This is a genomic window from Paenibacillus xylanilyticus, assembly GCF_013359935.1.
Classification (GTDB): domain Bacteria; phylum Bacillota; class Bacilli; order Paenibacillales; family Paenibacillaceae; genus Paenibacillus; species Paenibacillus xylanilyticus.
On record NZ_JABMCB010000190.1, the window covers coordinates 418,903 to 444,688 of the forward strand.

At 50.0% G+C, this 25,786-nt stretch carries 21 protein-coding genes; 4 read left to right on the plus strand and 17 right to left on the minus strand.

Annotated features, from left to right (window positions below; translation table 11 throughout):
* Positions 1 to 99 precede the first annotated feature (99 nt).
* The 5 genes from HP552_RS18850 to HP552_RS18870 form a co-directional block, all read right to left on the minus strand.
* Positions 100 to 1,395 (minus strand): glycosyltransferase family 2 protein, encoded by a 1,296-nt coding sequence (locus tag HP552_RS18850; protein WP_175396932.1) that lies wholly within the window; start codon positions 1,393 to 1,395, stop codon positions 100 to 102.
* Entirely contained in the window at positions 1,388 to 1,531 is a 144-nt protein-coding gene (locus HP552_RS18855) for a hypothetical protein (protein ID WP_167301716.1), read from the minus strand. Before HP552_RS18855 ends, HP552_RS18850 begins: the two co-directional genes overlap by 8 nt.
* 22 nt (positions 1,532 to 1,553) lie before the next feature.
* A complete protein-coding gene (locus HP552_RS18860) occupies positions 1,554 to 2,429 on the minus strand; it encodes a diguanylate cyclase domain-containing protein (protein WP_175396933.1) in 876 nt (291 codons plus the stop codon).
* Positions 2,430 to 2,548: 119 nt separating this feature from the next.
* Complete coding sequence (locus HP552_RS18865) at positions 2,549 to 3,667, minus strand: glycosyl hydrolase family 8 (RefSeq protein ID WP_175396934.1); 1,119 nt, start codon at positions 3,665 to 3,667, stop codon at positions 2,549 to 2,551.
* A gap of 101 nt (positions 3,668 to 3,768) precedes the next feature.
* Complete coding sequence (locus HP552_RS18870) at positions 3,769 to 4,245, minus strand: MarR family winged helix-turn-helix transcriptional regulator (protein ID WP_175396935.1); 477 nt, start codon at positions 4,243 to 4,245, stop codon at positions 3,769 to 3,771.
* A 177-nt stretch (positions 4,246 to 4,422) separates the two neighbouring features.
* On the opposite strand from HP552_RS18870, the gene HP552_RS18875 reads away from it, so the two are divergent.
* Positions 4,423 to 4,863: a GNAT family N-acetyltransferase gene (locus HP552_RS18875; RefSeq protein ID WP_175396936.1), complete on the plus strand. Its 441-nt coding sequence runs from the start codon at positions 4,423 to 4,425 to the stop codon at positions 4,861 to 4,863.
* Between the two features lie 98 nt (positions 4,864 to 4,961).
* Here HP552_RS18875 and rlmN read toward each other — a convergent pair whose 3' ends face one another.
* The 3 genes from rlmN to greA all read right to left on the minus strand — a co-directional run bounded on the left by rlmN (position 4,962) and on the right by greA (position 8,369).
* On the minus strand, positions 4,962 to 6,056 hold the full coding sequence (gene rlmN / locus HP552_RS18880; protein WP_175396937.1) for a dual-specificity RNA methyltransferase RlmN: 1,095 nt from the start codon (positions 6,054 to 6,056) through the stop codon (positions 4,962 to 4,964).
* Positions 6,057 to 6,234: 178 nt separating this feature from the next.
* Positions 6,235 to 7,590: a sodium-dependent transporter gene (locus tag HP552_RS18885; RefSeq protein ID WP_175396938.1), complete on the minus strand. Its 1,356-nt coding sequence runs from the start codon at positions 7,588 to 7,590 to the stop codon at positions 6,235 to 6,237.
* Positions 7,591 to 7,889: 299 nt separating this feature from the next.
* The gene (gene greA / locus HP552_RS18890) at positions 7,890 to 8,369 is read right to left on the minus strand and encodes a transcription elongation factor GreA (RefSeq protein ID WP_175396939.1); all 480 of its coding nucleotides are present in this window, start codon (positions 8,367 to 8,369) and stop codon (positions 7,890 to 7,892) included.
* A 238-nt stretch (positions 8,370 to 8,607) separates the two neighbouring features.
* Between greA and HP552_RS18895 the strand changes: the two genes are divergently transcribed.
* The 3 genes from HP552_RS18895 to HP552_RS18905 all read left to right on the plus strand — a co-directional run bounded on the left by HP552_RS18895 (position 8,608) and on the right by HP552_RS18905 (position 10,798).
* Complete coding sequence (locus HP552_RS18895) at positions 8,608 to 9,477, plus strand: arylamine N-acetyltransferase family protein (RefSeq protein WP_376768964.1); 870 nt, start codon at positions 8,608 to 8,610, stop codon at positions 9,475 to 9,477.
* An 84-nt stretch (positions 9,478 to 9,561) separates the two neighbouring features.
* The gene (locus HP552_RS18900; protein ID WP_175396940.1) at positions 9,562 to 10,248 is read left to right on the plus strand and encodes a 4'-phosphopantetheinyl transferase family protein; all 687 of its coding nucleotides are present in this window, start codon (positions 9,562 to 9,564) and stop codon (positions 10,246 to 10,248) included.
* Positions 10,249 to 10,483: 235 nt separating this feature from the next.
* Positions 10,484 to 10,798 (plus strand): DUF2628 domain-containing protein, encoded by a 315-nt coding sequence (locus HP552_RS18905; protein WP_175396941.1) that lies wholly within the window; start codon positions 10,484 to 10,486, stop codon positions 10,796 to 10,798.
* A gap of 130 nt (positions 10,799 to 10,928) precedes the next feature.
* Here HP552_RS18905 and HP552_RS18910 read toward each other — a convergent pair whose 3' ends face one another.
* The 9 genes from HP552_RS18910 to HP552_RS18950 all read right to left on the minus strand — a co-directional run bounded on the left by HP552_RS18910 (position 10,929) and on the right by HP552_RS18950 (position 25,742).
* Positions 10,929 to 11,087 (minus strand): hypothetical protein, encoded by a 159-nt coding sequence (locus tag HP552_RS18910; protein ID WP_175396942.1) that lies wholly within the window; start codon positions 11,085 to 11,087, stop codon positions 10,929 to 10,931.
* Positions 11,084 to 11,320 carry an MbtH family protein gene (locus HP552_RS18915; RefSeq protein WP_175396943.1) on the minus strand — a complete coding sequence of 79 codons (237 nt, stop codon included), beginning with the start codon at positions 11,318 to 11,320 and terminating at the stop codon, positions 11,084 to 11,086. The genes HP552_RS18910 and HP552_RS18915 overlap by 4 nt, the downstream gene beginning before the upstream one ends.
* A 12-nt stretch (positions 11,321 to 11,332) precedes the next feature.
* On the minus strand, positions 11,333 to 18,556 hold the full coding sequence (locus HP552_RS18920) for a non-ribosomal peptide synthetase (RefSeq protein ID WP_175397089.1): 7,224 nt from the start codon (positions 18,554 to 18,556) through the stop codon (positions 11,333 to 11,335).
* Positions 18,557 to 18,570: 14 nt separating this feature from the next.
* Positions 18,571 to 19,566, minus strand: coding sequence for an isochorismatase family protein (locus HP552_RS18925; protein ID WP_175396944.1), 996 nt, complete (start codon positions 19,564 to 19,566; stop codon positions 18,571 to 18,573).
* A gap of 66 nt (positions 19,567 to 19,632) precedes the next feature.
* Entirely contained in the window at positions 19,633 to 21,249 is a 1,617-nt protein-coding gene (locus HP552_RS18930) for a (2,3-dihydroxybenzoyl)adenylate synthase (RefSeq protein WP_175396945.1), read from the minus strand.
* Between the two features lie 3 nt (positions 21,250 to 21,252).
* Positions 21,253 to 22,596 carry an isochorismate synthase DhbC gene (gene dhbC, locus HP552_RS18935; RefSeq protein ID WP_175396946.1) on the minus strand — a complete coding sequence of 448 codons (1,344 nt, stop codon included), beginning with the start codon at positions 22,594 to 22,596 and terminating at the stop codon, positions 21,253 to 21,255.
* A gap of 23 nt (positions 22,597 to 22,619) precedes the next feature.
* On the minus strand, positions 22,620 to 23,405 hold the full coding sequence (locus HP552_RS18940) for a 2,3-dihydro-2,3-dihydroxybenzoate dehydrogenase (protein ID WP_175396947.1): 786 nt from the start codon (positions 23,403 to 23,405) through the stop codon (positions 22,620 to 22,622).
* 144 nt (positions 23,406 to 23,549) lie between these two features.
* A complete protein-coding gene (locus HP552_RS18945; protein WP_175396948.1) occupies positions 23,550 to 24,410 on the minus strand; it encodes an alpha/beta hydrolase in 861 nt (286 codons plus the stop codon).
* 279 nt (positions 24,411 to 24,689) lie between these two features.
* Positions 24,690 to 25,742, minus strand: coding sequence for an ABC transporter substrate-binding protein (locus HP552_RS18950; protein WP_175396949.1), 1,053 nt, complete (start codon positions 25,740 to 25,742; stop codon positions 24,690 to 24,692).
* Between the last annotated feature and the right edge of the window lie 44 nt (positions 25,743 to 25,786).

A 25,786-nucleotide genomic window follows, 5' to 3' on the forward strand; every position in this document is an offset into this window, starting at 1 on the left:
TCCGAAAGAGATTATACCTATTGTCCAAGTGTTCTACCATAACCAAAAAGGCTGCTTCTGGACAGATCAGAAAACAGCCTCTTGCATATAGGAGTGAACTCAGCCGAATCGCTGCGTTTTGTACCATTTGGTTTCTCTACGGAACAGTTTATCCCCAATGAGAGAAACAAACGCCTTAACGGAGATGACCAGAAACAGCTGGGCATATGTGAAATAGGAAAGACAAGCCACAATAAAGTTTTGAGTATTGCTCTGTCCAATATCCGCTGAAAGTGCAAGGTTAATTTGCAGAACATAAATGTAATACATAAGTGCCCAAGCAATAACAAGGTACACATATACGTCTCCTGAAAACTGGAATGGAGAAATGACATTGGGATTAAACAATGCGATGACCTGATATACAAGGTTAGAGACAAAGATGATATCCGAAACAATAATGGCGATCATAAACCAGAAATAACTCGCAGCATAGTACAGGACATGCAGTTTAATTCTCCAACTCGTACGGTCGAACAGATGCTTAATATTATCAATAACAACCTGATAATTCCCCTTGGACCAGCGTTCGCGTTGTTTCATATAAACCTTCAGCTGCTCTGGCTCCTGTTGATAGGCCTCTGCTTGGGGCGCTAGCGCAATAAGCTGACCACGGGTAAGGATATCGAACGATACCGCGGTATCCTCTGTAATGGCATCCGGATCCCATCCACCAATTTCACGGATTAGATTTGCCTTGATGATATAGTTGGTGCCTGGAATGGTTCCTAGTTTAAATAACTCCCATAACCCCGTGTGATGGACACGTTGAACTGTTACAAGCTCCAGATTGATACATCTGGAGAGGAAATTCTGCCCCCGGTTGCGAGCCTTGTTGCGTCCAAATACAGCGCCTTGCTTCTCCGGATTCTCCAGAGCTTTCTGTGTCAGAAACATTAATGCATTCCGTTCAGGAGCGGCGTCTGCATCATAAATGCAGATCCATTCCCCCCAGGCCAGTTCGAGACCATCATTCAGAGCTCCGGATTTCCCCCCTATACCTTTACGCTCCAGGATCGTAAAATCCCGGTCAGCATAACTACTCTTCGCTTTAAGAGCCTTAAGCCGTTCTGCTGTATCGTCCGTACAATTATCTGCAATAACAATGACTTGAACTTTATGTTCCGGATAATTCAAGCGTAAGATATGCTCAACGGTAGAAACAATAACGAGTCCCTCATTATGTGCAGGCACCATAACCGTTACTGTCGGGTAATGATCCATATTCTCAGGAATTTGGATCCCCTTTTTCTCTTGTTTGTTAATGAACCGAATAGCCCCGGCCATGATAACGATAGATTCAGTAACGGATATCCATATACTAAGAATGGACATCAACAGCAGGAAATCAGCCATTCAACTTCCTCCGATCGTATTTCCTGTTGATTTTGCCTCGAAAACGCAGCGTTGCAACGGTTAAGATAAGTATAGTAATCGTAAAGAAACTGCTGACGATAATGCAGAGCGGAACAAACCATGTTAAATAATTCACTGGACTACGCCTCCTCCTGCATCTAGATGTATTCTCCAATGAGATCTGTCTCTGTGTTCCGTTCAAGGGCAGCAATAACGGCATCAATATCCTCATATTTGCTGAACTGTTCCTTCTGAAAAACAAGAGCGCCTGATCGAATGACCGTCTGCAGCTCATTTCCCTTTTTATCTATAAATTGCAGGTCCATCATGGCTTTTTTGATCCGCTCTGTAAGCACAGGCAAATACTCCACATTGGTCATCGGACAGAGAATGACGAATCGTCCACGATCTACAAAAAATTTATAATCCTCGAACCGAATTTGCTTCTGGATGGTATTCGACAACTCGAGCAGAAACTGCGCATACCGAACAGATCCAAGTGATTCCAGAACCAGTGGCAAAAATTCAATCTTGAACATGGCCATGCTGAATGCATACTGCTCGGAGTACCTTCTTGCCAGGTTACTTTGCTTAATAACGGTATCTGCAAGGGCCTCTTTATTGCCAAGGGTGGTATCCAGATCGAGCTCCGGATTGCGGTCCTGCAGCTCCTGAAGCCGCTCCATGACACGGGCACTGCGGACCAAGCTTGCTTTAATAAAAGCAGCAACTGCCACATTGGCTGGTATGAGCAGCCACCACGAAAACGTGAGCACACTCACATCGGCATAGGTCACAAGCCATACAAAGTAAGAAACCAGGTATACGAACCCGGCGACGACAGACACCCCGACAGGGATCACAAAGCCAAGGACCAGCGCGCCAAGTGACACAATGCTAAATATGACGTCCAGTGTGGTGAAGCTCTGATTCATGTAAATTTTAAGATAGATGACGAGCTGCTGAATTACTGCTAATCCGATCAAACTGGCATAACCCCATGCGATCCGACGAATAGGTGCTTTGTTCCTCATAGTTTCCTTCTCTCCGATGTTTTAAGTTAAGTTATGTCCCCACGTATTTCCGCCAAATTATGACATAGATAGACATTTGTATCCTACCATATCTATACCCATATAAAATGACAGAATGATTACTTTTTCAGGAACTTTCGTAATTCTGTCTCTCCAAGCAGGGGGAACAGATTATCGAACATATGGGTATTCCCTTCGAATACATATCCACCTGGATAATTCGGATCCTGACCGCGCATGGCGATCATATGGTTATACAGCTGTTTGGCCCATTTGGGATCACCTGTCCGTACAGCAAGCAATATGGCAAGTCCATAAACGGAGGGCGATTCATAGGCTACACCAGGTGTACGATTGATACGTTCATACTGTCCAGGCAACTGATGACGGGTTTCGAATTCCTTTTTCAGAAAAGCAATAAGCTTGTCCGGTTTCCGATTTGTCGAGGTTAAATGATTCGCCACGATGAGCTGATCGATCAGGTTTACCTTGTCGTCATATGTATACGCTTTGGTTACAACGTTGAACGTTTTGGGATAAAATATTCCGTCGTCCGGCATGCTTCTAAGCAGATACTCGTATTTCGCGTACGTCCCGGACTGCAGCATTTCATGTTGTTCCATCTGTTGGAGTGCCGGCAAATCTACATATACCAAACTTAATGTATCCGGAGAATACCCGCCTTTGAAATAATGGAAATCAACAAAATACCCTTCATTCTGAACCGATTGATTCAAGGTACGGGATATTTCGGCGGCGGTGGCCACTTTCGCTTCTCTGCCCTGCTCCCATTGGTCTGCAGCCTTCAATAAGGCGTCTACAATTCGAAAATCATCACCCAACGCATTGGTGGTCACATGAGCTTTCCCCTCCGTATCCAGCTTCCAGGCAATATATTTCTGAGGCATCAGGAAATAGGTCGTCAGCAGTTCATAACTCTGTTCAAATAATGTCTGATCATTCTTGGCAACCGCGTATTGCATCCACAACCCAAGTGATTCCGACAAGGCCTCTCTGCCGGCAACAATATCAGCTTGCTCGGAAGCAGCATCCTGCAAATAGGAAGCCAGTGTACCGTTCGGATTGGTCATATGATTCTGGACAAATGAAACCGTAGGGGATATTTCGTTCATCACGAGCCTCTCCTTCAGGAACAGGAAAGACAAGGCTCCAATGCTTGCTGCAGCAACGAGTATCACGACTAGCCATGTCCATCTTCTTCGCTTGATGCTCTTCATGATTTCCTCCTGTGCTATTAAATCTGTGGAGAAACCATTCTTCTCCTTGAAATGAGATCGGCTAAGGTCTGGGATGTAGGGATCAAGGATGTGGGGTCTGCTCATTCGAACTCATTCATGTAGGCCCGGCGGCCGCCCTTTTTGACAAACTTCCAGTCAACTTCAATATTGTGACGCATCCGGCGCAGAAGATTAACGGCCAGCTGAATCTCTTCTTCTGTCAGTCCCTCCAGTGCAACCTGATCGGAGTGCACACCTTCTCTTCGAATGAAGGCCCATGCGTCGAGCCCAGCCTCCGTTGGATATAATTGCTTGTTCTTCTTATTACCCAATGCCGCCTTCTTGACGATAAAGCCATCCGATTCCAGCTTGCTGATCGCTCTGGCTGCTGTGGTCCGGTCCACTTTGATCAATTCAGCCAGCTGGTTGGGAATGATGCCAGGGTTTTCGCATATGCGATACAGATACAGATACTGTCCACGGGAGAGGTTCAGATGTTGAAATTCGACATTGCTGATGGAATCCAAACAGCGCGCTATCATGCCAATCTCGCGCAGCACTTCTTTTTTCTCAGTCATTGTACGCACGCCCTCTTATCATTTTTGTTGCATTCGCAACATAATTAGTGATATAACTACATTTAATTCATCTTAAAAATGAACTATAATGACCTTATCATTTTGGAGTATCCTATTTTGCTTTTGTACCAGTTTATCATGCCTGAAGACATTACTATCGGCCAAAGGAGAACATTCATGAATACCACCGTTGTTGAAGTTGATAACCAGGAATTGCTCGACGCTTGCTTCGCAATCCGCACCGCCATCTTTGTGGAAGAACAGGGGGTTCCTGCAGAAGATGAATTTGATGCGTATGATGCGCTGGGCACGGAAGCCCGCCATATTCTAGTTTACGTGGACGGTGTACCCGCCGCATCCTCCAGGCTGCGTGTGGTCGAGAATGTTGCCAAGCTGGAACGAATCTGCGTAATGCTGGATTACCGCAAACACGGCCTCGGCCGGGTGCTGATCGACAAACTGGAACAAATGGCACTGGGTCAGGGGCTTGAGAAGGCCAAGCTGCACGCCCAGGTACAAGCCTCCGGGTTCTACGAGCGTCTTGGTTATGCGGCAGCCTCAGACGTGTTTATGGAAGATGGCATTCCTCATCTGTTGATGACCAAAATGCTGAAATAGATATCAAAAAACGCCTCTGCACTCACTTCTCAGTGAGATACGGAGGCGTTTTTGTCTGCTTATGCTTTACCGTGCCGTAAACTCATTTCAAGAATCGGTTATCCCAGTGCCAGACGGCCCGGCTGGGATTCAGCGGCATTATTTTTCATCTGTTTGCTGCGCAATTGCCCGCAGGCGGCATCGATATCGGTACCATGTTCCATGCGTACAGTTGCGTTGATGTTATTTTTCTTGAGTGTATCATAGAAGCCCAAAATGGATTCTTCCGTACTCCGCTGATATTGACTGTGCTCATCGACCGGATTGTATGGGATCAGATTCACGCTAACCATACTTTTACGGCTGGACAGCAGTTCAGCCAGCTCAGCCGCATGCTCTCGCTGATCATTAACATCACGAAGCAGAATATATTCGAACATGATGCGTTTGTTTGTGGTAGCCAGATAATAATCAACTGCGTCCATCAGCTGTTCAATCGGGAAGGCCCGGTTGATCTTCATGATGTGGGTGCGCAGTTCGTTATTCGGTGCGTGTAAGGAGATCGCCAGGTTGACCTGCAAACTGCTGTCTGCAAATTCCTTGATCTTGTCAGGCAGACCACTCGTGGAGACGGTAATCCGTTTGGCGGCAAGCGCCAGTCCTTTGCGATCCTTGATGACTTCGATGAAGTCACTCATGTTCTGGAAATTGTCAAACGGTTCGCCAATGCCCATCACGACAACGTTCGTCACCCGTTCGCCTTGACCAGCTGCATCGAGATATCGCTGCACATGCATGATCTGTTCCACAATTTCGCCAGCGGACAAGTCACGGCTTTTCTTGATCAACCCGCTCGCACAGAAGCTGCAGCCGATATTACAGCCCACTTGGGTGGTTACACATACGGTAAGTCCGTATTTCTGCCGCATCAATACGGTCTCAATCAGGTTGCCGTCCTGCATCCGCAGCAGAAATTTCACTGTACCGTCTGCCGACTCCTGCTTCACATGTTCACTCAGCGAGTTCATGGTGAAGTGCTCCGAGAGAACATCCAAACATTCCTGACGGACATCGGACATCGCGGGGAAATCATGTACTCGCTCCTGATACAGCCATTCCCAGATGCGGGAAGCACGGGATTTCTTCTGCCCGTGCTCCGGCAGCCAGGAACGCAGTTGCTCTAATGTTAATCCATATATGGATGATTTGTTCATTGTATAGTCCTCTTTTCGCAAAAAAGCATATGGCTTATCGGTCTTATCAAAAAACCTCTACTCTGTATTGTCCCAAAATTAACGAGGGAACACAAGGGCTTTTGCATTTCTTCCAAGAGGTTTTATCTATGGCAAATCTGCACAATGGACAACGTTCATCCCTACCCGATCTTCATGCTTAGAAGTGGATGATTCCCGATGTGTGCAGCAGAACGAGAACGACGAGGATGGGTGCCACGTAACGCAGCATGAACAGCCAGATCCGGAACCAGCCTGCATTCAGACCGGAAGCCTCCGCTGCCGTTTTCCAGAAGTATCCGGCAAAAATGGTAACCAGCAAGCCACCTACCGGAAGCATGATATTGGATGCCATGAAGTCCATCCAGTCAAACACACTCTTCGAGCCAATCGTCCATTCAGGCAGCAGACCAAGGGATAGAACGGAAGGAAGACCTACGATAAAGACAGCTAGTGAGATAATCCATACCGCACGGCTTCTGCTCCAGGACAGACGTTCCATGAAATATTTAACCGGGACTTCCAGCAAGGATACCGCCGATGTCATGGCCGCGATAGCCAGCAGGATGAAGAATAGTCCGCCGAACAGGAACCCAAGCGGCATCGCCGAGAAAGCAGCCGGAAGAGCTACAAAGATGAGCGATGGCCCCTGGTCCGGTGCAATGCCAAACGAAAAGGTCGTTGGGAAAATAATCAGACCGGCGATGAATGCATAGATCAGGTCACCCACACCGACAGCGACAGTTGCCGCACCGAGTGATTGATTTTTATCCACATACGAACCATATGTTATGAGAATACCCATCCCCAGTGACAGGGAGAAAAAGGCATGCCCAAGGGCAACAAGCGCCGATTCAGTCGTCAGCTGCGAGAAGTCAGGATTCAGGAAAAAGGAAACTCCTGCACCAGCTCCCGGCAGGGTTACCGCACGGATCATCAGGATAATGAGCAGGACGAGCATCGCCGGAATCAGTACCTTATTGAACTTCTCAATACCGTTGGATACCCCTTTGGCAACAATCCAGCCCGTAATCAGAACGGCAACCAGCTGCCACACAATCGGCATATAGCCGCCTACAAAGTCACCGAACTGTCCCGCATAATCCGAATTGTTATAAAGGGTGCCGCTGAAAGACGTAATTGCATATTGCAGCGTCCAGCCCGCAATGATGACGTAAAAGGAAAGGATGATAAACGGCGTCAGTACTTGCAATAAGCCTGCCGCAAGCCAGCCCTTATGTCCACCAGCCTTAATAAAGGCCGTAGCCGCACTCCCTCTGCCACTTCGTCCAATGGCAAGTTCCGCAAGGAGAACAGGCAGACCAATAAGCAGCAGACACACGATGAAGAGCAGGAAAAACGCAGCCCCCCCGTTTTCTCCCGTAATATACGGGAATTTCCACATGTTCCCCAGACCGACCGAACTACCGATGGCGGCTAGAATAAACCCGGCGCGCGAGAAGCGCTCACCTTTGCCAGTATTGTTTTGCTCCAGGTTTGGCTTACTAAAATTCATCGTATCTACTCCATCTGTTCTAAAGTTTTCCCGTTATTATATAACAGTCCTCGTGTCAGGTCATTCGAAAATCGAAATTTATCGAAATGTTATTTATTTACATCTAGTATCAGATAGATTCTTATTCTGCATTCCACCTCCATTACAGTATGGGACAAATGTGAACCCTCCAACCCTAACGCCAATCCTGTAAGTCATGAAGACTTCATCTAACTCTCCAGATTACCATTTACAGGCACAAAAAAAGGATTACGCTTGCCATACCCATGGCGGCAACGTAACCCTTCTCCAATCTTCATTTAGAGCGATTTAATCTCAAGCAACTCATATTTGATGACGCCCATCGGCGCATTTACATGAATGACGCTGCCCACTTCTTTGCCCATAATTTCCTTGCCGAGCGGGCTTTCGTAGGAAATCTTGTTGTTCGCAACATCGGCTTCGGCTGGGCCGACCACTTGGTATTCAATCTTTTCTGCAAATTCAATATCATTAAGCAGCACTGTTGAGCCAATGCTTACTTTGTTGGAATCCACATTATCCGAAGTAATGACTCTTGCCTTGGTCAGCATCTTCTCCAGAATCAAAATGCGGGTTTCCATAAATGCCTGATCATCTTTGGCTGAATGATACTCACTATTTTCCTTCAGGTCCCCGTAACTGATCGCAAGCTTCAGACGCTCGGCCAACTCTTTACGCTTCACCGTCTTCAATTCCCTCAGTTCGTCCTCCAGCTTTTCCAAGCCTTCCTGTGTCAAAATCACTTCATCATTAGCCATTTTTCCATCTCCTAATCCTGCTTTCTATCTATATTCTAACCTATATCCACTCCAAACGGTTAACATACCCGAGAAAAAGAAATTCATCCCTCGTTCATTTACGTTCTTCGCCATATAACTGTACCGGTACAATCAAGGCAATTTTACGTATCCTTTTGATCCTTCCGCTCCTACAATAAACTCATGGCCAGCTGCTTGCCTTTTATAGTGGCCAATGAATTGATGGGGGTGATTCTGCTTGAACACATTGGCACATTCGGATCTGATGTCCTATCTGAAAAGGATCGGCATTAATCATATTAAGCCACCAACACTGGAATTTTTGTCCGAACTCCATCGTGCACACGTACAGTATCTCTCTTGGCAAACGATAGATATTTTTGCTGGACGTCCGGAGGGTATTCATCCTGCGGATTCAGTCCAACTTATTCTGCAAGGACGCAGCGGATATTGTTTTCATCTGAACGGTGCATTCAGCATCCTTCTTCGTTCACTTGGCTATGCCGTACAGTGGCATCGGGCCGGAGTCCAGCCCCATGGCGAGCAGCCGCGAGTGAACTCGTTCCATCTTGGGCTGTCTGTACTTCTGCCGGAGACTGAATCGGAGGCTACGCACTGGATTGTGGATGTTGGTCTGGGCGGCATGCCATTCGAACCTCTGCCACTTCGTTTTGGAGCCTACGGTGCAGCACCCTTTACCTACAACCTAACATCTTCTGCTGTTGCTTCTGGGGGATGGCGTCTCGAATATGAACCGAATGGACCCAGTGAGGGCGTCGACTATGCCCCAGAAGTGGTTAACACCCTGGATGAGTTCATCCCAAAACATGAATTCTATAGTCGATCTGCCGAGTCGCCCTGGCACAACGTTTTCCTTCTTCGTCAAAGAGACGCTGTAGTTAGCAGCGAACTGCGCGGATGTATGCTGCGAACCCATAGTACAGAAGGTATTAAAAAGACCGAGATCCAGAGCTATACGGAGTGGAGAGACTTATTGGAGGCGACCTTCCATGAACCGCTTGTACGATACAGTGAACTGGAACGCAGAGAGATGTGGGAGCGCATTCGAACTGTACATGAGGTGTGGAAGAGAACGCAATCGGTTTAAGGAGAACAGAGGGTGGATGAGGATACAGATGGATAAAAAGGGAAGTTCACAATACGTGCCGAATATATCGTCAGGTGATAAATGATGATAACTATTCAAATTCTGCGTATTCCCGCAGAAATATCAAAGCAATATTGGGATACCTTCCTGTCACTCGTTTCGGATGAGCGGCGGCAGCAGGCTTCGCGTTTTATACATCAGGCAGATGGCTATCGTTCTGTATTGGGTGAGGTTTTAGCTCGTGTGACTCTGGGGAAGTTGACGGGAAGAAGGCCTGACGAACTTTCTTTTACTCGTAATGCCTACGGCAAACCATCCCTCACCAGCTATCCTGACCTGCCCTTCAATCTATCACATTCTGGTGATTGGGTCGCAATGATCTCGGGAGGCAGCAATTCACTGGGCGTGGATGTGGAGAAAATAGCGCCTATCGACATGAAAATTGCAGAACGCTTCTTCTCGCCAAGGGAGAGCCGCCATCTGGCAGCAGAGCCCGCAGAACAACAGATGGAAACCTTTTATCGACTGTGGACGCTGAAAGAAAGCTATATCAAAGCTGTTGGCATGGGATTATCCATGCCGCTGGACTCCTTTTCCATGGTGCGCAGCAGCGAAGGAATCTGGCATTGTCCCGAAGCCACAGCCTATCGTTTTCTCAGCCAGCGTCTGGATGAGGGTCATATGCTGGCAGCTGCCTGTTCCACAGAAATGGAACTCCCCACTCAACCTGATGTAATTACCATCGAAGAGCTATATCAAACTTTCCTGTGAAGGAGGGAAATCAATCCCTTCCTTCTTTTTTAATTTTCATTAAATAATACATTTCCCCTTTTAAAACAAAATTTTCAAAAAAAGATTAACACCTTGTCCATTTAATGGTACTATAGAACCACTTGGACGAGACATAGGTCAAACAGATCAGGCTTTTATAACTAGATTCTAACTTACATACTTTGTTGATCCTCGATTCTCTCTCCGATTCATTATTTTAGAAGGAAGTGGACAAATGCATATCTTTTTGCAAAACAGTGCCGGTGTGACCAAAAACGTCAAAGTTGGTTTTAGCTGGACAACATTATTTTTCGGGTTTCTCCCTGCTCTGTTCCGTGGTGATTTAAAATGGGCTGTTATTATGTTTTTAATCGCAGCTGCTCTCGGAGCCTTCACTTTCGGTATCGGGGCCTGGGTTAGCGGGATTGTATTCTCATTCGTTTACAACAAAATTTATATCAAAGAATTGCTTGAAAAAGGCTACCGGCCTGCAAATGGTGAGTCTCAAGCGGTCTTGGAAAGAAGCCAAATCATTGCTCAAGCAGTATAATTCAATGAATGTTTTTAAAGTAACTAGCAATAACGATATTTTAGAAATTATCTTGTAGATATTAAATAGCAATAATCTAGAAATGACAAAACCCCTGGCAAATTAGCCAGGGGTTTTTGGTATGCATTTACTAGATCTGCTGCCAGTGCCAGATAACCAACCTTCGTTTGCACCGACGAGTCTGGTGATAAAAGCGTCTTTCAGCACCGTCCCCATCCATGGCGACCATAAACATCGATCGGACGTAGACGATACTGACAATCGCCTTGGGGTGGAGTCTAAGCCTCATCCGCCAGCCTCTTGAACCACCCCTGGCATACCCGTTTCATCACAGAGACTTAAAGGCTTCAGGTCGGTCCACTGCTCGGCAATGTAATCGAGACATACCCGGCGTTTCGCCTTGCCCAGCATCTGAGTCCAGCCTGCGGGGACCTGAATGGATGCGGGCCACAGCGAGTATTGCCCCTCCTCATTGATTAATACCAGATAATTGCTGTCTTCTTGTTCAAAAGGGTTGCTCATCGGCTTATCCTCCTATTTAAGATGAACTTGGGGCTGGTTCAGCATTTCCAGCTTGGCTGTAAGCGTCTGGCATATTTCCGCCAGTGGTCCAGGCTGGCATAGATCCTTGTGACGGCAGGCAATATCATGCCGTTCCATGCGGCCTCCAATATAGGCATCCCACATCTCTGGATCAATGGGGTCAAACCAGTCTGGAATAATGGTTGAACGGAAGAAGATCAGATCTCCTTCGAATCGGGAAGGCGTGTAAGCCCCCAGAATCCGTACGGAATTTTCATAGGTTTTCCGCAGCTTCATAATCGTTTCTTCATCCAGACTGGCCAGTGCACTGCCTTCACTGCGCAGAATGCGCATGGCTGTTGCCATATCCAGCGGACCATCTCCAATACTGTCAGGATCATATCCACCCAATGCGAGCAAAGCGGTAAGAGCCTCCTCTTCATCCGGTTCCCCGCGAATCGGGAGATAATGACTTGGATAGGCGTCCAACATGGCCAGGAACTCCACCTCTTCTCCTTCGGACTGAAGCTGCACAGCCATGGCCTGAGCAACGTTGCCTCCAAGAGACCAACCCAGCAGGCGGTAAGGTCCCTCAGGCTGCACCGACCGAATATGGCGGATGTAATCTGCAGTCATGTCCTCCAGCGTAGCCGGAAGGGTCTCGTACTCGGCAATCCCGCGAGCCTGCAATCCGTAGATCGGGTATTCCATACCCAGATGTTTCATCAATCCGGCATAACACCAGCTTAACCCTCCTGCAGGATGGACACAGAACAGGGGAAGATGCGCTCCGTGTGTGCGAAGAGGCAGCAGCACCTGAAGTGAGCCTGTTCCCATCTCCGAATCCATTTCGAGTCGCTCGGCCAGTCCGGCAACAGTCGCCGTTTCAAACAAAATGCCAATCCCCGGCTCCTTGCCCATGGCCTCGCGAATACGGCTCATCAGACGAACAGCAAGCAGGGAGTGTCCGCCCAGTTCGAAGAAACCATCATCAATACTGACACTGCGCAATCCCAACACTTCGGCGAACAGATCACACAAAATCTGCTCTTGCGGGTTACGCGGTGCACGGCCACCGGAAGTCAACTGCATTTCCGGTACAGGCAATGCTTTGCGATCCAGCTTGCCGTTGGCGGTGAGCGGTATGCCCTCCATCGTCACAAACGCAGACGGAACCATGTAATCAGGGAGACTTGCTGACGCATGACGACGAAGTGCAGCAGATTCGGGTCCTGAACCGGTCTTCGAGGCTGGAACAATATACGCCACAAGACGTTTATCTCCCGGCTGGTCTTCGCGGACAATGACAGCAGCCTGAGCAACATCGGAATGTCGAACGAGTACAGCTTCAATTTCGCCAAGCTCAATGCGAAAACCACGGATTTTCACCTGTTGATCGGCCCGGCCCAAATAATCCAGCGAACCATCATGGAGTCTTTTCGCCAAATCTCCCGTCCGGTACATGCGGGTTCCTGCCGGACCATAGGGATCTGCAACGAATCGTTCTGCCGTAAGATCCGGTCTGCCCCAATAACCTCGGGCAAGGCCTGCCCCGGCCACGTACATCTCACCTATTACTCCTGCAGGCACTGGCTGCAGATGATCATCCAGTACATATACCCGAAGATCCGGAATGGCGCAGCCGATCCAGCTGCTGGCTCCTTCCGCGACGCTGCCTGCATGCAGCTCCTGATAACTGACATGAACCGTGGTCTCCGTGATGCCATACATATTAATCAGTTTTGGTGCAGCGTCTGAGTGGCGCTCATACCAATCTTCCAAACGACCAAGCTCAAGAGCCTCGCCTCCAAAGATCACATAACGAAGTCCAAGTTTCTGTCCCCATTCCGGATGTTCCCGATCTGCCTGCATCAGCTGGTAGAACGCCGACGGCGTCTGATTCAATACCGTTACCTTTTGCTCGGCAAGAAGCTGCAGAAATGCCCCTGGAGAGCGACTAATGTCATGCGGTACAACGACAAGCCGGCCGCCATGGAGCAGTGGGCCCCAAATTTCCCAGACCGAGAAGTCAAAAGCATAAGAATGAAATAACGTCCATACATCACTGGCTTCAAACTGGAACCAATGCTGTGTTGCCTCAAATAACCGGATTACATTGGCATGAGGGATAACCACTCCCTTGGGTTTGCCGGTCGAACCCGAGGTGTAGATCATATAAGCCGGATTTAGATGAGACACACGTCCATTGCGTTCACCATCTGCCGGATTTCGTTCATCCTGAACAGCCAGCCTCTGCATCGTTTGTAAATCATCCAAGTTCATAGATTGTACAGCTTCCATCAGAGGAAGCAGGGACTCCACTTCCGAATTCGTAATCATCACGCTCGGAGCTGCGTCTGTCAGCATATGCGTCAATCGATCCGATGGATAATTCGGATCAATTGGCAGATAGGCAGCGCCAGCTTTTAACACGGCCAGAATACCGACGACCATATCAATGGAACGGGGCAATGCCAGAGCAACCATCTGTTCGGGAGCTACACCTTCTGAGATCAGCAATCTTGCCAGCCTGTTCGCTCTTGCATTGAGCTCTTTATAGCTAATGACCGTTTCCCCTAAGCTCACTGCTGGTGCATCCGGGTTGACCGCTGCCTGAATTTCAAACCGTTCGGCAATGGTCAGCCTGGATTCAGATGCTTCATTCGCTGTAAACGTGCATTCCTGCTCCAAATATGTACGCTCTGTGGGTGTTATCACATTAAAGCGGCTAATTCGCTCATCCGTCTGCTGTACGGCCTCCTCCAGCACCTGGATCAATCGAACCACAAGTTCAGCCGCAGTAGACTCCCGGAAGAGGTCCGTGCTGTATTCCAGCACCCCTTCGATCCCTGCTGGGGAACCGTTATGCTCACGTTGTTCAGTGAACTCCAGGGTCAGATCGAATTTGGATGAGCCTACGCCGTGCATACTCGTTTGCGATGCAGCACCAGGCAGATCCAGCTGAATGTCTGGCGTATTTTGCAGAACCAGCATTACCTGGAAGAGCGGGTGCTTGGAGCGGGATCTGGACGGATTCAACACCTCAACCAAGCGCTCAAAAGGCAGATCCTGATGTTCGTAAGCCGCCAAGTCCACCTCACGCACACGCGCCAGCAGCTCCTGGAACGTGGGATCCCCTGAGGTATCTGCACGCAGCACAAGTGTGTTGATAAACATACCTACCACTTCGTCAAGTGCATCATCGCTTCGTCCGGCAATTGGCGTCCCAATCGCAATATCCGTACCCGCTCCCATACGTGTAAGCAGGACCGACAATGCCGTATGCAGCACCATGAAGAGACTGACCTTGGTTTCCCTAGCTATGGACATAAGCTGCTCATGCAGTTGCTGATGAATGGTAAAAGGGATCGTCCCGCCTCGGTAGGTGGAGACAACCGGACGCGGATAATCGGCAGGAAACGTCACTTGCTCCGGCAAACCATCCAGATGACGTGTCCAGAATTCAAGCTGCCTGGCAATCAGACTGTCCGGTTGACCTTCATCGCCAAGCAGTCTCTCCTGCCACACCGCGTAATCGGCATATTGAATGCGCAGAGGTTCCCAGGAAGGTGCTGATCCCTGAGCACGTGCCTTATATGCTCGAGACAAGTCTCGCATCAACGGCGACAGGGACCAGCCATCTCCGGCAATATGATGAAGCAGTAACAACAGCACATGCTCGTCCTCGCTTGATGAGAACAGCTCGGCACGAATGCCTGGTTCACTCGAGAGTTTGAAGCTGTAACGGGAAGCCTCCGTCAAAAGTTCATCCAGATCCTCCACAGCTTCTCTTATATGGAGATCCACGCGAACGTCTGTTGCATCCAGAATGGTTTGACTTGCTGAACCAAGCTCTGGCGGATATAGCGTTCTCAACGTCTCATGACGATCAACAATATCCTGGACCGCGGCTTGAAGCGCATGTACATCGAGTTTCCCTGATAACCTAGCCACGAGCGGAATATTATACGTAGGATTTGGGCCTTCCAGACAATACAGGAACCATAGACGCCGCTGAGCGAAGGAGAGAGGAATGTCACCTTGGCGTGGAACAGGCTGTATCAGGGGTCTGACTGACTTCGCCTGATCCAGCCTCTTGGCGAGGCCTGCTGCAGTCGGTGACTCAAATCCACTGCCAATATTCAGCTCCGCGCCAAATACATCCCGAATCCGAGCCGTTATTCGACCCGCAAGCAGGGAATGACCACCCATTTCGAAGAAATCATCGTCAATACCTACCCGAGCAACACCCAGAATCTCAGCGAACAGACTGCATAGGATCTCCTCCTGAGGCGTCCGCGCCTCTCGCCCATTCGCATGAGACAGCACGGAAGGAGCAGGAAGCTGCTTGCGATCAATCTTTTTATTGGGAGTCAGCGGCATTTCGGAAAGGTTCATGAATGCAGACGGCACCATGTAATCCGGCAGTTCATCTGCCACATATGCCCGAAGTGAGGACAGATCCACCCCCGGCAAATATGCGGATTCCGAAACAACATATGCTGCCAGCCGCTGATTTCCCGGTTGATCCTCACGTGCCATCACGGTAACCTGGGCTACGCCCGGATATCTGGAAATCACGGATTCAATCTCTCCCAATTCGATACGGAAACCCCTGATCTTGATCTGGTGATCTGCCCGGCCCAGATAGTCGATTGAACCATCCGGCAGCCACTTCGCCAAGTCTCCTGTTCGATACATGCGGCTGCCTGCTTGCCCGAACGGATTGGCTACAAACCGCTCGGCAGTCAGATCAGGTCTTCCCAAATAACCGCGAGCCAGCCCATGCCCTGCGATATACAGTTCCCCGGCAACTCCCGGAGGGACAGGATTCAGACCCTGATCCAGCACATACAGCTGTGTATTTCGAACCGGTCCGCCAATGGACGGTTTACCCGTTGATTCAAGCGCCATGGCGGCAGCTGTGGAATAAATCGTGGTCTCCGTCGGACCGTACTGGTTATTAACCCGGCAGCCCATTTCCTGCAAAGAAAGCTTCAGTTCCTCCGAGAGAGCCTCTCCACCGGTAATGACCGTCAGACCATCGAACGAGCCAGGCTTGCTGGTCACCAGAGATTGCCACAATGTTGGCGTGGCTTGCATGATGGTTGTTCCTTGCCCTCTCATCTGGGCAGCTAGCGCCACCGGATCAAGAATGGTTTCTTTGTGAGCCAGATCAAGCCTTGCTCCTGTCGTAAGGGGCAGAAACACTTCCAGAACAGAAATGTCAAAAGCAATCGTAGTGACTGATAACCAGTGATCCTGCGGACCAACCTTCAGTCTTGGCTTCATATCCTCCAGCAGATTCGTCAGCCCCAGATGGGTCACCGTCACACCCTTGGGTTTACCCGTTGAGCCTGAAGTATAGATAACATAGGAGGGATTCAGCGGCGACGCCGCTTTTGTCAGATCCTCTGGTTCTGGATTGCTCCCGGACTGGCGACTGACTTCTAGCACAACTTCCGGATCATCCATGACCAACAGGGGAACGTCAGTCATTTTCGGCAGACCGGACAGATTGTGATTAACCGTGACCAGACATGCCGGACTAGAATCCTCAAGCATGTAAGTCAGTCTCTCTTCCGGGTAATCAGGATCAAGTGGCAGATATGCTGCTCCCGTCTTATGAACAGCCAGAATGGCAACCACAACCTCCAGAGAACGCGGCAGAGCAATGGCTACAATCTGCTCAGGTCCCACCTGATAATGCTGGATCAGCTCATGGGCCAGATGGTTTGAACGCTCATTCAGCTCGGCATAGGTCAGAGATTCGCCTTCAAACGTTACTGCCGTGGCAGAAGGCGTTCGCCGAACCTGCTGTTCGAACATCGCTGCCGAATTCCGTTCAGGCACGGCGTGCTCCGTCTGATTCCATTCTTTCAGTACCTGATTACGTTCTGTCGGAAGCAGCACTTCCATTTGACCGACATACTGCTCTTCTATCCCTTCCTGCATCATCAAATCGAGCAGCTGCAAATAACGGAGCTGATGACTCAGCAATTCCGATTCACTGTAGACCGAAGGATTAGCGTCAAAATCAATACGAAGTCCATGACCATGCCCTTGGTCAACGACATGAATGGACAGGTCATCCACCGGACCCGTAGACAAGTTATGAATCATCCCGCGCTGCCCAGCGAAATTCAGCTCATGATGAAATGGCATGACATTGATCATCGGTCCAAACAATCGGCGGTTCTCTCCGAGCAGCTTCAGATCACGCCGCAGATCCTGATGCCGATAACGTTGGTGCTTACGCACAGCCCGAATCTCCTGCACAATCTGTTCAGCCAAGGAAGACAAACGCATGTCAGGTTCGACATTTAGCCGGAGCGGAAGCACGTTCATAACCATCCCTGGAACACGCAAGGATGCAGAGCCGAGCCTGCACATCACTGGCAAGGCCAGAACCACGTCTGTCGTACCGGTGATTCGATGCACATATATGGCTGCTGCCGCAATAAACAGGTCAGGCCAGGTCACCCCGTACCGGGCTGCTGCTGCCTGAAGACGATCGCGATCGGGCTGCGTGAGCTCAGTACTTTGCCGCAGGAAGTAGTCGGCTGTGCGTGATGCCTTCTCACCCAGGCTTACGACGTCCGGTTCATCCTTGTACCGCTCCATCCAAAACTTGTGATCCCGCTCTCTATCTAAAGATTCAAGGTAGGCTTCGTCTTCCTGAATGACGGAAAATAGCGGGCCGAACGCCCCTGTGCCCAGCGTCTTCACAGCGGTTCCACCTTGTATCCTTGCCGTATACAAACTTGCTACCCTTCGGGTAATTAGCGAAACGCCATATCCATCTATGGCAATGTGATGCACACGCTGGTACCAGTAAAAGCATCTCTCATCTACCTCGAACAACGCTTCGGTAAATACTGGTCCTGTTGCAAGATCGACGGGACAAGCCAGATCCCGCTGCATCCACGCCATGGCCGCCGCATGTGGGTCCTGTTCCCCACGAACATCCAGTACATGAAACGGCCAATCATCATGATTCTGGTTCAGCGACTGCCATGGGAAATGTTCGTTCTCACCGTAAATCATATTTAACGATTCCGCTTCCGAAACGGTTTGACGAACACTCTGCTCGAACTGTTTTATATCCACACTGCCGTGAATCACCACGTATTCACCTGTGTTGTACATGGGGTTGTCCGGATGCAGCTGCTGGGCAAACCAGATCCCGGACTGGGCGGCCGACATGGGCCACGTGCCATTCCGACGCTGCGACAAGTTCACCGCCCCGCTCAAAAGTAATCTCCGTTTGGCAGCGCCCTATGTGGCTGCGCATCCAGCAGTACTGTCCATGAAGCTAACGTTGGCTGCTCGGCCAGATCAACAAAAGTCACTTCTGCTCCTTCCATACGGAAACGCTCAGCAAGACTCATGATACGAATGGAATCGAGTCCCCAGATCTCAATCAGGTCATCATGCTCGCCGATCAGGGATGGTTGCTCCTGCAGCAGTTCGGCGACCTGTACTCTCAATGATTCAAGCCTCGCCGCAACCCCGCTGTCTGTACTTGTCCCTGACGTTTCCAATGCTGCTGCAGCATATAACCTTCCCTCCGAAATGGCTGCCTCGATTGGCTCCGCGTCTTGGACAGAGGAATCAAGCGATTCAAGCAATCGCTCGGTTGTCAACGTTACTGCGCAGCGTTCGGATGCATAGGTCAGCGCCATGCGGTGTTTTTCGGCTGAAAAATCAGCTACCGCATCTGCAACCAGGAATGCCTGAATATCCTGCATAAATGCCTCACAGGAGGTCATCAGACAACCGATATGTGCATAAATGCCGCATACCATCAGCTGGTCTCGTCCCTGTTCCTGCATCAGCCTAAGCAGCTCTGTCTTCTGGAAGGCGCTATAGCGCCATTTGGTCATAAACGTATCTTGAGGAGCGGGCGTCAGCGGTTCAATGATCTGTTTTTGCGTGGGTCCCCCGTCAATGCCTGCTCCCCAGAAGTCCAGCTGCAGGCCGCGCTGCTCCGGTGTCTGTCCACCCGGCTGGGCAGAATACACGACAGGAATGCCAAGTTCATGGCACTTCGAACGAAGCTGCCCAATATGATCGATCAGCTCCACTACAGGCGATTCCCCTGCTGTAAATGCATTCATGAAATATTGCTGCATATCGTGAATTAGAAGTACTGCACGTTTCAAATCCGGCATCCACGTTACCTTATTGACCGGAAGCTCCGACTCTACAGGCATTGCATATGGCTTAATCACTGGAAGTGCCATGAATATCCCTCTTTTCAGGTCATTTAGTTCAAGGAGTTTCATTGTTGCCATGCGTCATGATCGTTGTTATATGGATTGCTTCACAGTCAGCATCTCGCGTAAGGCTTTTTTGCTCACCTTGCCTACACCGGTCTTGGGAAAAGATTGCACAAATTCAATCCGGTCCGGGACTTTATAGCTTGCCAGGCCGCGATTGCGCAGAAAAGACTTGATCTCCGCTGCAGCAGGAATCTCACCGCTGGGCACGATAAATGCACAGGAGCGCTCGCCCAAATATTCATCCGGCATGGACACCAGCGCTGCATCATGCACACCGGGATGAGCAAGCAGATGGTTTTCGACTTCCTCGGCTGCCACCTTGTCGCCGCCGCGGTTAATTTGGTCTTTTGCCCGCCCCTCCACAATGAGGTATCCCTCTGGTGTAAGGCTTGCAATATCTCCAGTCCGATAGAACCCGTCTGTGGTGAAGGACCTCGCATTATGCTCTTCAGCCTGGTAATATCCGCGAATGGTATAGGGCCCACGGGTCAGCAGATGTCCGGATTGCCCCTGTTCCACTTCCATGTCCTCGTCATCCACGATCCGTACCTCATCATATGGGGACATGGGTTTGCCCTGTGTGTGTATAATGATGTGCTCAGGATCATCCAAACGGGTGTAGTTCACCAAACCCTCGGCCATGCCAAATACCTGCTGCAGGGTACAGCCCAGGACAGGTTTAACACGCCCAGCCGCCTCAGCGCTGAATTTGGCTCCACCAACCTGAAGCACCTGGAGAGAAGGCAGCTTGGTCCCTCGGGCAGCAGCCGCATTCAACCAGATCAGAGCAAGCGGTGGCACCAGTGCCGTGATGGTCACCTGGTGTTTTCTAATGAGCGGGAAGGCTTCATCCGGGCTCGACTCCCGTGACAGCACAACCGTACCTCCCGCGTAGAGCGTGCCCAGTATACCCGGTGAACTCAAAGGATAATTATGCGCTGCAGGCAGAACAGCCAGATACACGCTCTCCGGACTGAGTCCACAGACTTCCACGCTTCTCCGCAGACTGTAGATATAGTCATCATGGGTGCGAGGGATCATCTTGGACAGCCCGGTGCTTCCACCGGATAACTGAAGAAAGGCCACATCCGAAGAGTCAGGTCCATCCTGCAGCTTATCGGGATCGGGATCCATATACACATCCTCAAGCGAAGTGAACGGACCCGCCTCTCCCGCCACGATGATATGTCTGAGGCTGGGTACCTCTGCCTGTACTTCTTCTGCAAGTTTACGGTAATCAAATCCTCCATCCCGATCCGGGATCAGGTACGCCACAGCTTCAGAGAACCGGGCAAAGTACTCAATTTCACTCTTGCGATGCAAAGGCAGTGCGAACACCGGCAGGGCTCCCAGACGAAACAGAGCAAAAACGGCCTCCACAAAAGCCGCCATGTTCGGCAATTGGATAATGACACGGTCATACTGCCGTATTCCTGTGGCATACAACCCGGCAGCCAACCGATCGACGCGTGCGTTCAGCTCTGCATAGGTTAAGTGCTCTTCACCGCTGATCATGGCAGTACGATTGCCATATAACTTCGCACGCTGCCGAAGCATTTCTCCAAATGTAATGCCCTCCCAGCAACCTTCCTGACGATAAAGCTCTGCAAATTCCTCAGGCCAAGCCTGGTATCCTGACAGCATCCTTTATTCCTCCTTCGAACGGGATACGGGGGATTCCAGACCCATGGCAAGCAGCATGGTTCTGAATTTGGCAGAGGTCTCCGCCAGTTCCGCTTCCGCTGTAGAACCTGCTACAATGCCTGCCCCAGCGAACAATTTGAGGGCATTGCCATCCACTTCCGCACAGCGAATGGTCACGGCCCACTCCCCGTCGCCCTCACAATCACACCAGCCAACCATCCCGGTAAACAGCTCCCGATCAAACGGTTCCTGTGCTCCAATGGCCTCTCTAGCCGATTGTACAGGCGTTCCGCAGATCGCCGGGGTTGGATGAAGCGCAAAAGCCACCTCCAGTGATGATGTGCCTTCATCCAGCAGCTCACCATGAATCTCGGTAGACAGATGCCACATCGTGCTTGTCTGAATCAGGGAAGGCTCTGCCGGAACAGACAGCTGTTTGCACAGCGGACGCATCGCAGCTGCAACGGCATCAATGACAACGGCATGCTCATACCGATCCTTGGGAGAGGCCAGCAGCGCCTCTGCACGGCGGCGATCCTCCGCAGGATCATCACTTCGGGCAGCAGAGCCTGCCAGCGGATTTGCTTTTACCATGGTGCCTTTCCGAGTAACCAACAGCTCCGGGCTTGCTCCAATGAATGTACGATTGCCCTCTTTATTCACTTCAATTAAATCGCGTTTATTCGTTGTTATGATACTTCTCATCTCGGTCAGTTTACTCATTGGAACGGCAAATGTGTATCCGTGAGCGTTATCCCTGAACAAATTACGCAGCAGTTGATGCGTATTCACCATATGTTCTGAAGTCACATGCAGTTGGCGGGATAACACAACCTTATCGAGTTCACCCTGCTCCATCTGCTTCAGTACATGACCGACACTACGTTGATAAACCTCAGCAGCGGGCACTTCATCGATTACACAACCCGTAGCTGCCGGGTGTTTCTCATATGATCCGTTCGCTGCCGGGCTTGGAGGGTCTGCCCATTGTACCGTTTCCGGGATAAAAAGCTCGGGAGCAGATTGATTCGGATCAAAAGGTATCGCTCCTACCACGATGGGTTTCCGCACACCAGACTGCTGTGCTTCCTGAATCATTTTTTGAACCTGATCGATAACATAGGATACTCCTGCAACGTGTGCACCATCGGTATAATCCAGAGTTTCTGAATATCCTGATGAGTCGGAGATCACCTGCTGTTGAACTGCTGATACAGGAAATCTCATCCGTTCACCCTGAGCGAGCAAGGTATGCTGCGGTGAAGACCAGAAAAAGGACGTCCCCTCCCGGTATTGTTCCAGAAGGTGTAAGGCGGAGGTTGCAGTGACTGCATCCGCTTTTGACATATTTATCAACTCCTTATCTTGATTCAGGCACCGAGCGTGGCGCCCCCATCCACACACAAATCATGCATGGTAATATGTCTGGCTTGATCCGATGCCAAAAAGAGCACCGCATCCGCGATATCGGCAGGCAGTGCCAGCCTGTTCAAAGGTATCCCCAGACGATATGCCTGCGGTGAGCCTGCAATGACGGCCTGTGCACCCTGTTCATCCTGCCACAACGCCCGCTGCATGGGGGTGTCTGTCGATCCTGGAGATACAATATTGCACCGGATGTGCTGTTCCGCGTATTCGAGTGCGAGACATTTGGTGAACATGGTTGAAGCTGCCTTGGAAGCCGCATAGGCTGACATGTACATCCGGGGTACGCCGGATGCGTTCGAGCCAACGGTAATCACTGCTCCGGTATGGCGTTTCGCCATATTCCGTACGACAGCGCGGGACATATAAAATACACCGTGGGTATTTACGTCGAACGTTTTTGTCCATTCCTCATCACTCAAGGCTTCCACTGTACCTGTATGCAGTACTCCTGCGGCATTCACCAAAATGCCAATCGGTCCAAGTGCTGCTTCAATCCGCTGAACGGTATCGTCCACGGACTCGCGACTTGTGATGTCAGCAGGATAAGCAGCCGCTTGATGGCCCTGATTGTTCAGATCCACTACCAGCTGATACAGCTGCTCTTCCCGGATGTCTACTGCCGCCACAATCGCACCCTGCTCAGCCAGAGCCCTGGCTACCGCTTCGCCAATTCCCTGTGCCGCACCGGTAACCAGAGCCACTTTTCCATGAATCCCTGTATAACTCACGATGTGTACCTCCCCTGACTCACTGTACTGCTAAAAGTTGATGAACCCATTGAACCCCGTTCAGTCATCCGCTGACATCTCATCCAATCCAAAAGCGACCCAGTCTTTCAAACTGCCTGGTTCGAAAACTAGCCTTCTTCTGTCCTATGATTCCGGACTGCAGGCAAAACGGATCGTACGACTAATCAGAAACGGCAGCACCGAGACATGATTCTCTTCCTCAAATTCGGTATATTTAATATCCAGCCCCGGCTGTTTCAATGCAGATAAACGTTCCGTTAAGCTTGATGCCTTGTCATTGTTGCGTGCAGGATGTGTCTTCTCCTGTTCACCCATGCCAATCCAAACCTTGACGTTGACTGGCTTCTGCTCCAGACCTGTGATGAACTCCTGTTCCTCCGCCTGCATCACCTTCTGATTCCAATGAAGCGAAGGGCTGCCAGCAATGTAATAATGAAAAGCATCGGGCTTCGTGAACAGTGTGTGCAGAACGAACAATCCACCAAGAGAATGACCAAAAATGGCCTGTCTGCTGCGATCGATGTTGAACTGCTGCTCCATGTCCGGCTTCAGTTCTTCTTCAATAAATTGCAGGAATGCATCAGCTCCACCCTGCTTCGGCAGAGGTGTTCCATCCGACTTATGGGTATATTCCGTCGTGGCCTGCGGAGTATAATCGTAATACCGATGTGGCGAGAACGGACCTGCTGTCGGGTATCCGATCCCAACCACGATAGCCGGGACGGCTCCGGTTTTCTCGGGCCTGCGACCTTGTATACGAACCGCTTCCACCATCGTACCGAATACGGAATTGGCATCGAGCAGGTAGATCACCGGATATCCGGATGGCGGGGGTGCCTCTGCCGGTTGAAATACCATGATCTGATAGGCATGACTTCCTGCTCGTGATTTCATGGTCCATTGCTCGGCACGTGGAATCTGAACCGTACTCCGTGCCATCTGATCAAGGGTCCCAGAGGCTGATTGATTGGGCTGAAACGTCATTACGGATGGATCCTCCTCGTTGTTCAACTTACATCGTTATGTGTAAATAGATCGTATCGATTTGTTATGAGATTGATTCTCATTACCAATTATAGAAGAGTGCTTTCAGCTGTCCCATGGACGATATCCAGAATTCATTTTGATTATCTCCATATTTGCATATTCTTCTTAATGAATTGATGTCTTGCCAAAAACAAAAGCTCCCTCCTGTTGTACCTTGGAAAACGGGGAATAATATCCGATTCCAGGCACCCCAAGAGGGAGCTGCTTCATTTCTGATTATTGTGTCAACGCCTTCAGTGTATCGTCAATGACATGACCATAAGCAATCAATCCGCCGCCCAGCCATGGAGCCGGCTCAACTGCATACACTTGCCCTGCCTTGACTGCAGGCATGCTCTGCCACACTTTGGTATCCGTCATTTCTTTCATGCTGCCAGGACCCTGTTCCACGGTGAAAATATAATCTGCATCAATCTCGGGCAGCACTTCCGTGGATACGATTGCGCTGTTCTCCGACTCGACAAGTTTAGGCTTGCCGAGTCCCAACTGTTCATATACAACGTAGCCGCTGAAGTAGTTTCCACCCATCATGCTGATTCCACGTGGTGCAAAACGGATAATGGCCGCTTTCTTGCCTTCCGCTACCTTGGCAATTTCCGCCTTAGCTGCGTCTACCTTCGCGTGATATGTCTCGATGGCTTGTTTGGCCTCAGCCGTTTTACCGAGCAGATCGCCAATGACCTCCAGAGACTTCTCTACATCCCCGGATGCATTGTTAAACACATACGTTGGTGCAATCTTCGAATAACTCTCATAGACCCCGTTCTCGGCATAATTCGCTGTGTGCAGAATAATAAAGTCCGGATTGTATGCCATCAGCGCTTCAGGCGAAGGAAGCCCGCCCGAGAAATCGAGAGTAGGAACGCCGCTAAGCTGATCCTGTAAGTAAACATGTCCTTGGGTACCACTGGCCCATTGGGCAACCGGTGTAACTCCGAGCGTAAGCAGTGAATCTTCCAGATAAGGTGCAAATACACGCTCCACTTTGGCTGGAACAACAACATCATGTCCCAATTCATCTTTTACGGTCCGTTCACTCGCTGCATTTTCTGCGGCATCCTCTTCTTGTACAGCAGTTTCTGACGATGCTGTTGTTGAAGCTTCAGCTGTCTTCTGCTCCTGCTGTCCCGCTCCTGCATGTTCTGACTTGGAGCCACAGGCTGATAATAACCCCACCAATAATACCAGCACAATCAAGGCTGACAGCCGATTGTACACGAATTTGCTAACAACGGAACGTTGTCCGCTCTCTTTTTTCTGCTGATGCATGATATATCCCCCTTGATAAACATTCTCATTTAGATAGAAGGATT

Excerpts from the sequence above, each read along its gene's own strand:
- HP552_RS18850 (WP_175396932.1), bottom strand. The coding sequence starts at position 1,395 with ATGGCTGATTTCCTGCTGTTGATGTCCATTCTTAGTATATGGATATCC.
- HP552_RS18860 (WP_175396933.1), bottom strand. The coding sequence starts at position 2,429 with ATGAGGAACAAAGCACCTATTCGTCGGATCGCATGGGGTTATGCCAGT.
- HP552_RS18865 (WP_175396934.1), bottom strand. The coding sequence starts at position 3,667 with ATGAAGAGCATCAAGCGAAGAAGATGGACATGGCTAGTCGTGATACTC.
- HP552_RS18870 (WP_175396935.1), bottom strand. The coding sequence starts at position 4,245 with ATGACTGAGAAAAAAGAAGTGCTGCGCGAGATTGGCATGATAGCGCGC.
- HP552_RS18875 (WP_175396936.1), top strand. The coding sequence starts at position 4,423 with ATGAATACCACCGTTGTTGAAGTTGATAACCAGGAATTGCTCGACGCT.
- rlmN (WP_175396937.1), bottom strand. The coding sequence starts at position 6,056 with ATGAACAAATCATCCATATATGGATTAACATTAGAGCAACTGCGTTCC.
- HP552_RS18885 (WP_175396938.1), bottom strand. The coding sequence starts at position 7,590 with ATGAATTTTAGTAAGCCAAACCTGGAGCAAAACAATACTGGCAAAGGT.
- greA (WP_175396939.1), bottom strand. The coding sequence starts at position 8,369 with ATGGCTAATGATGAAGTGATTTTGACACAGGAAGGCTTGGAAAAGCTG.
- HP552_RS18900 (WP_175396940.1), top strand. The coding sequence starts at position 9,562 with ATGATAACTATTCAAATTCTGCGTATTCCCGCAGAAATATCAAAGCAA.
- HP552_RS18905 (WP_175396941.1), top strand. The coding sequence starts at position 10,484 with ATGCATATCTTTTTGCAAAACAGTGCCGGTGTGACCAAAAACGTCAAA.
- HP552_RS18910 (WP_175396942.1), bottom strand. The coding sequence starts at position 11,087 with ATGAGGCTTAGACTCCACCCCAAGGCGATTGTCAGTATCGTCTACGTC.
- HP552_RS18915 (WP_175396943.1), bottom strand. The coding sequence starts at position 11,320 with ATGAGCAACCCTTTTGAACAAGAAGACAGCAATTATCTGGTATTAATC.
- HP552_RS18925 (WP_175396944.1), bottom strand. The coding sequence starts at position 19,566 with ATGGCACTTCCAGTGATTAAGCCATATGCAATGCCTGTAGAGTCGGAG.
- HP552_RS18930 (WP_175396945.1), bottom strand. The coding sequence starts at position 21,249 with ATGCTGTCAGGATACCAGGCTTGGCCTGAGGAATTTGCAGAGCTTTAT.
- dhbC (WP_175396946.1), bottom strand. The coding sequence starts at position 22,596 with ATGTCAAAAGCGGATGCAGTCACTGCAACCTCCGCCTTACACCTTCTG.
- HP552_RS18945 (WP_175396948.1), bottom strand. The coding sequence starts at position 24,410 with ATGACGTTTCAGCCCAATCAATCAGCCTCTGGGACCCTTGATCAGATG.
- HP552_RS18950 (WP_175396949.1), bottom strand. The coding sequence starts at position 25,742 with ATGCATCAGCAGAAAAAAGAGAGCGGACAACGTTCCGTTGTTAGCAAA.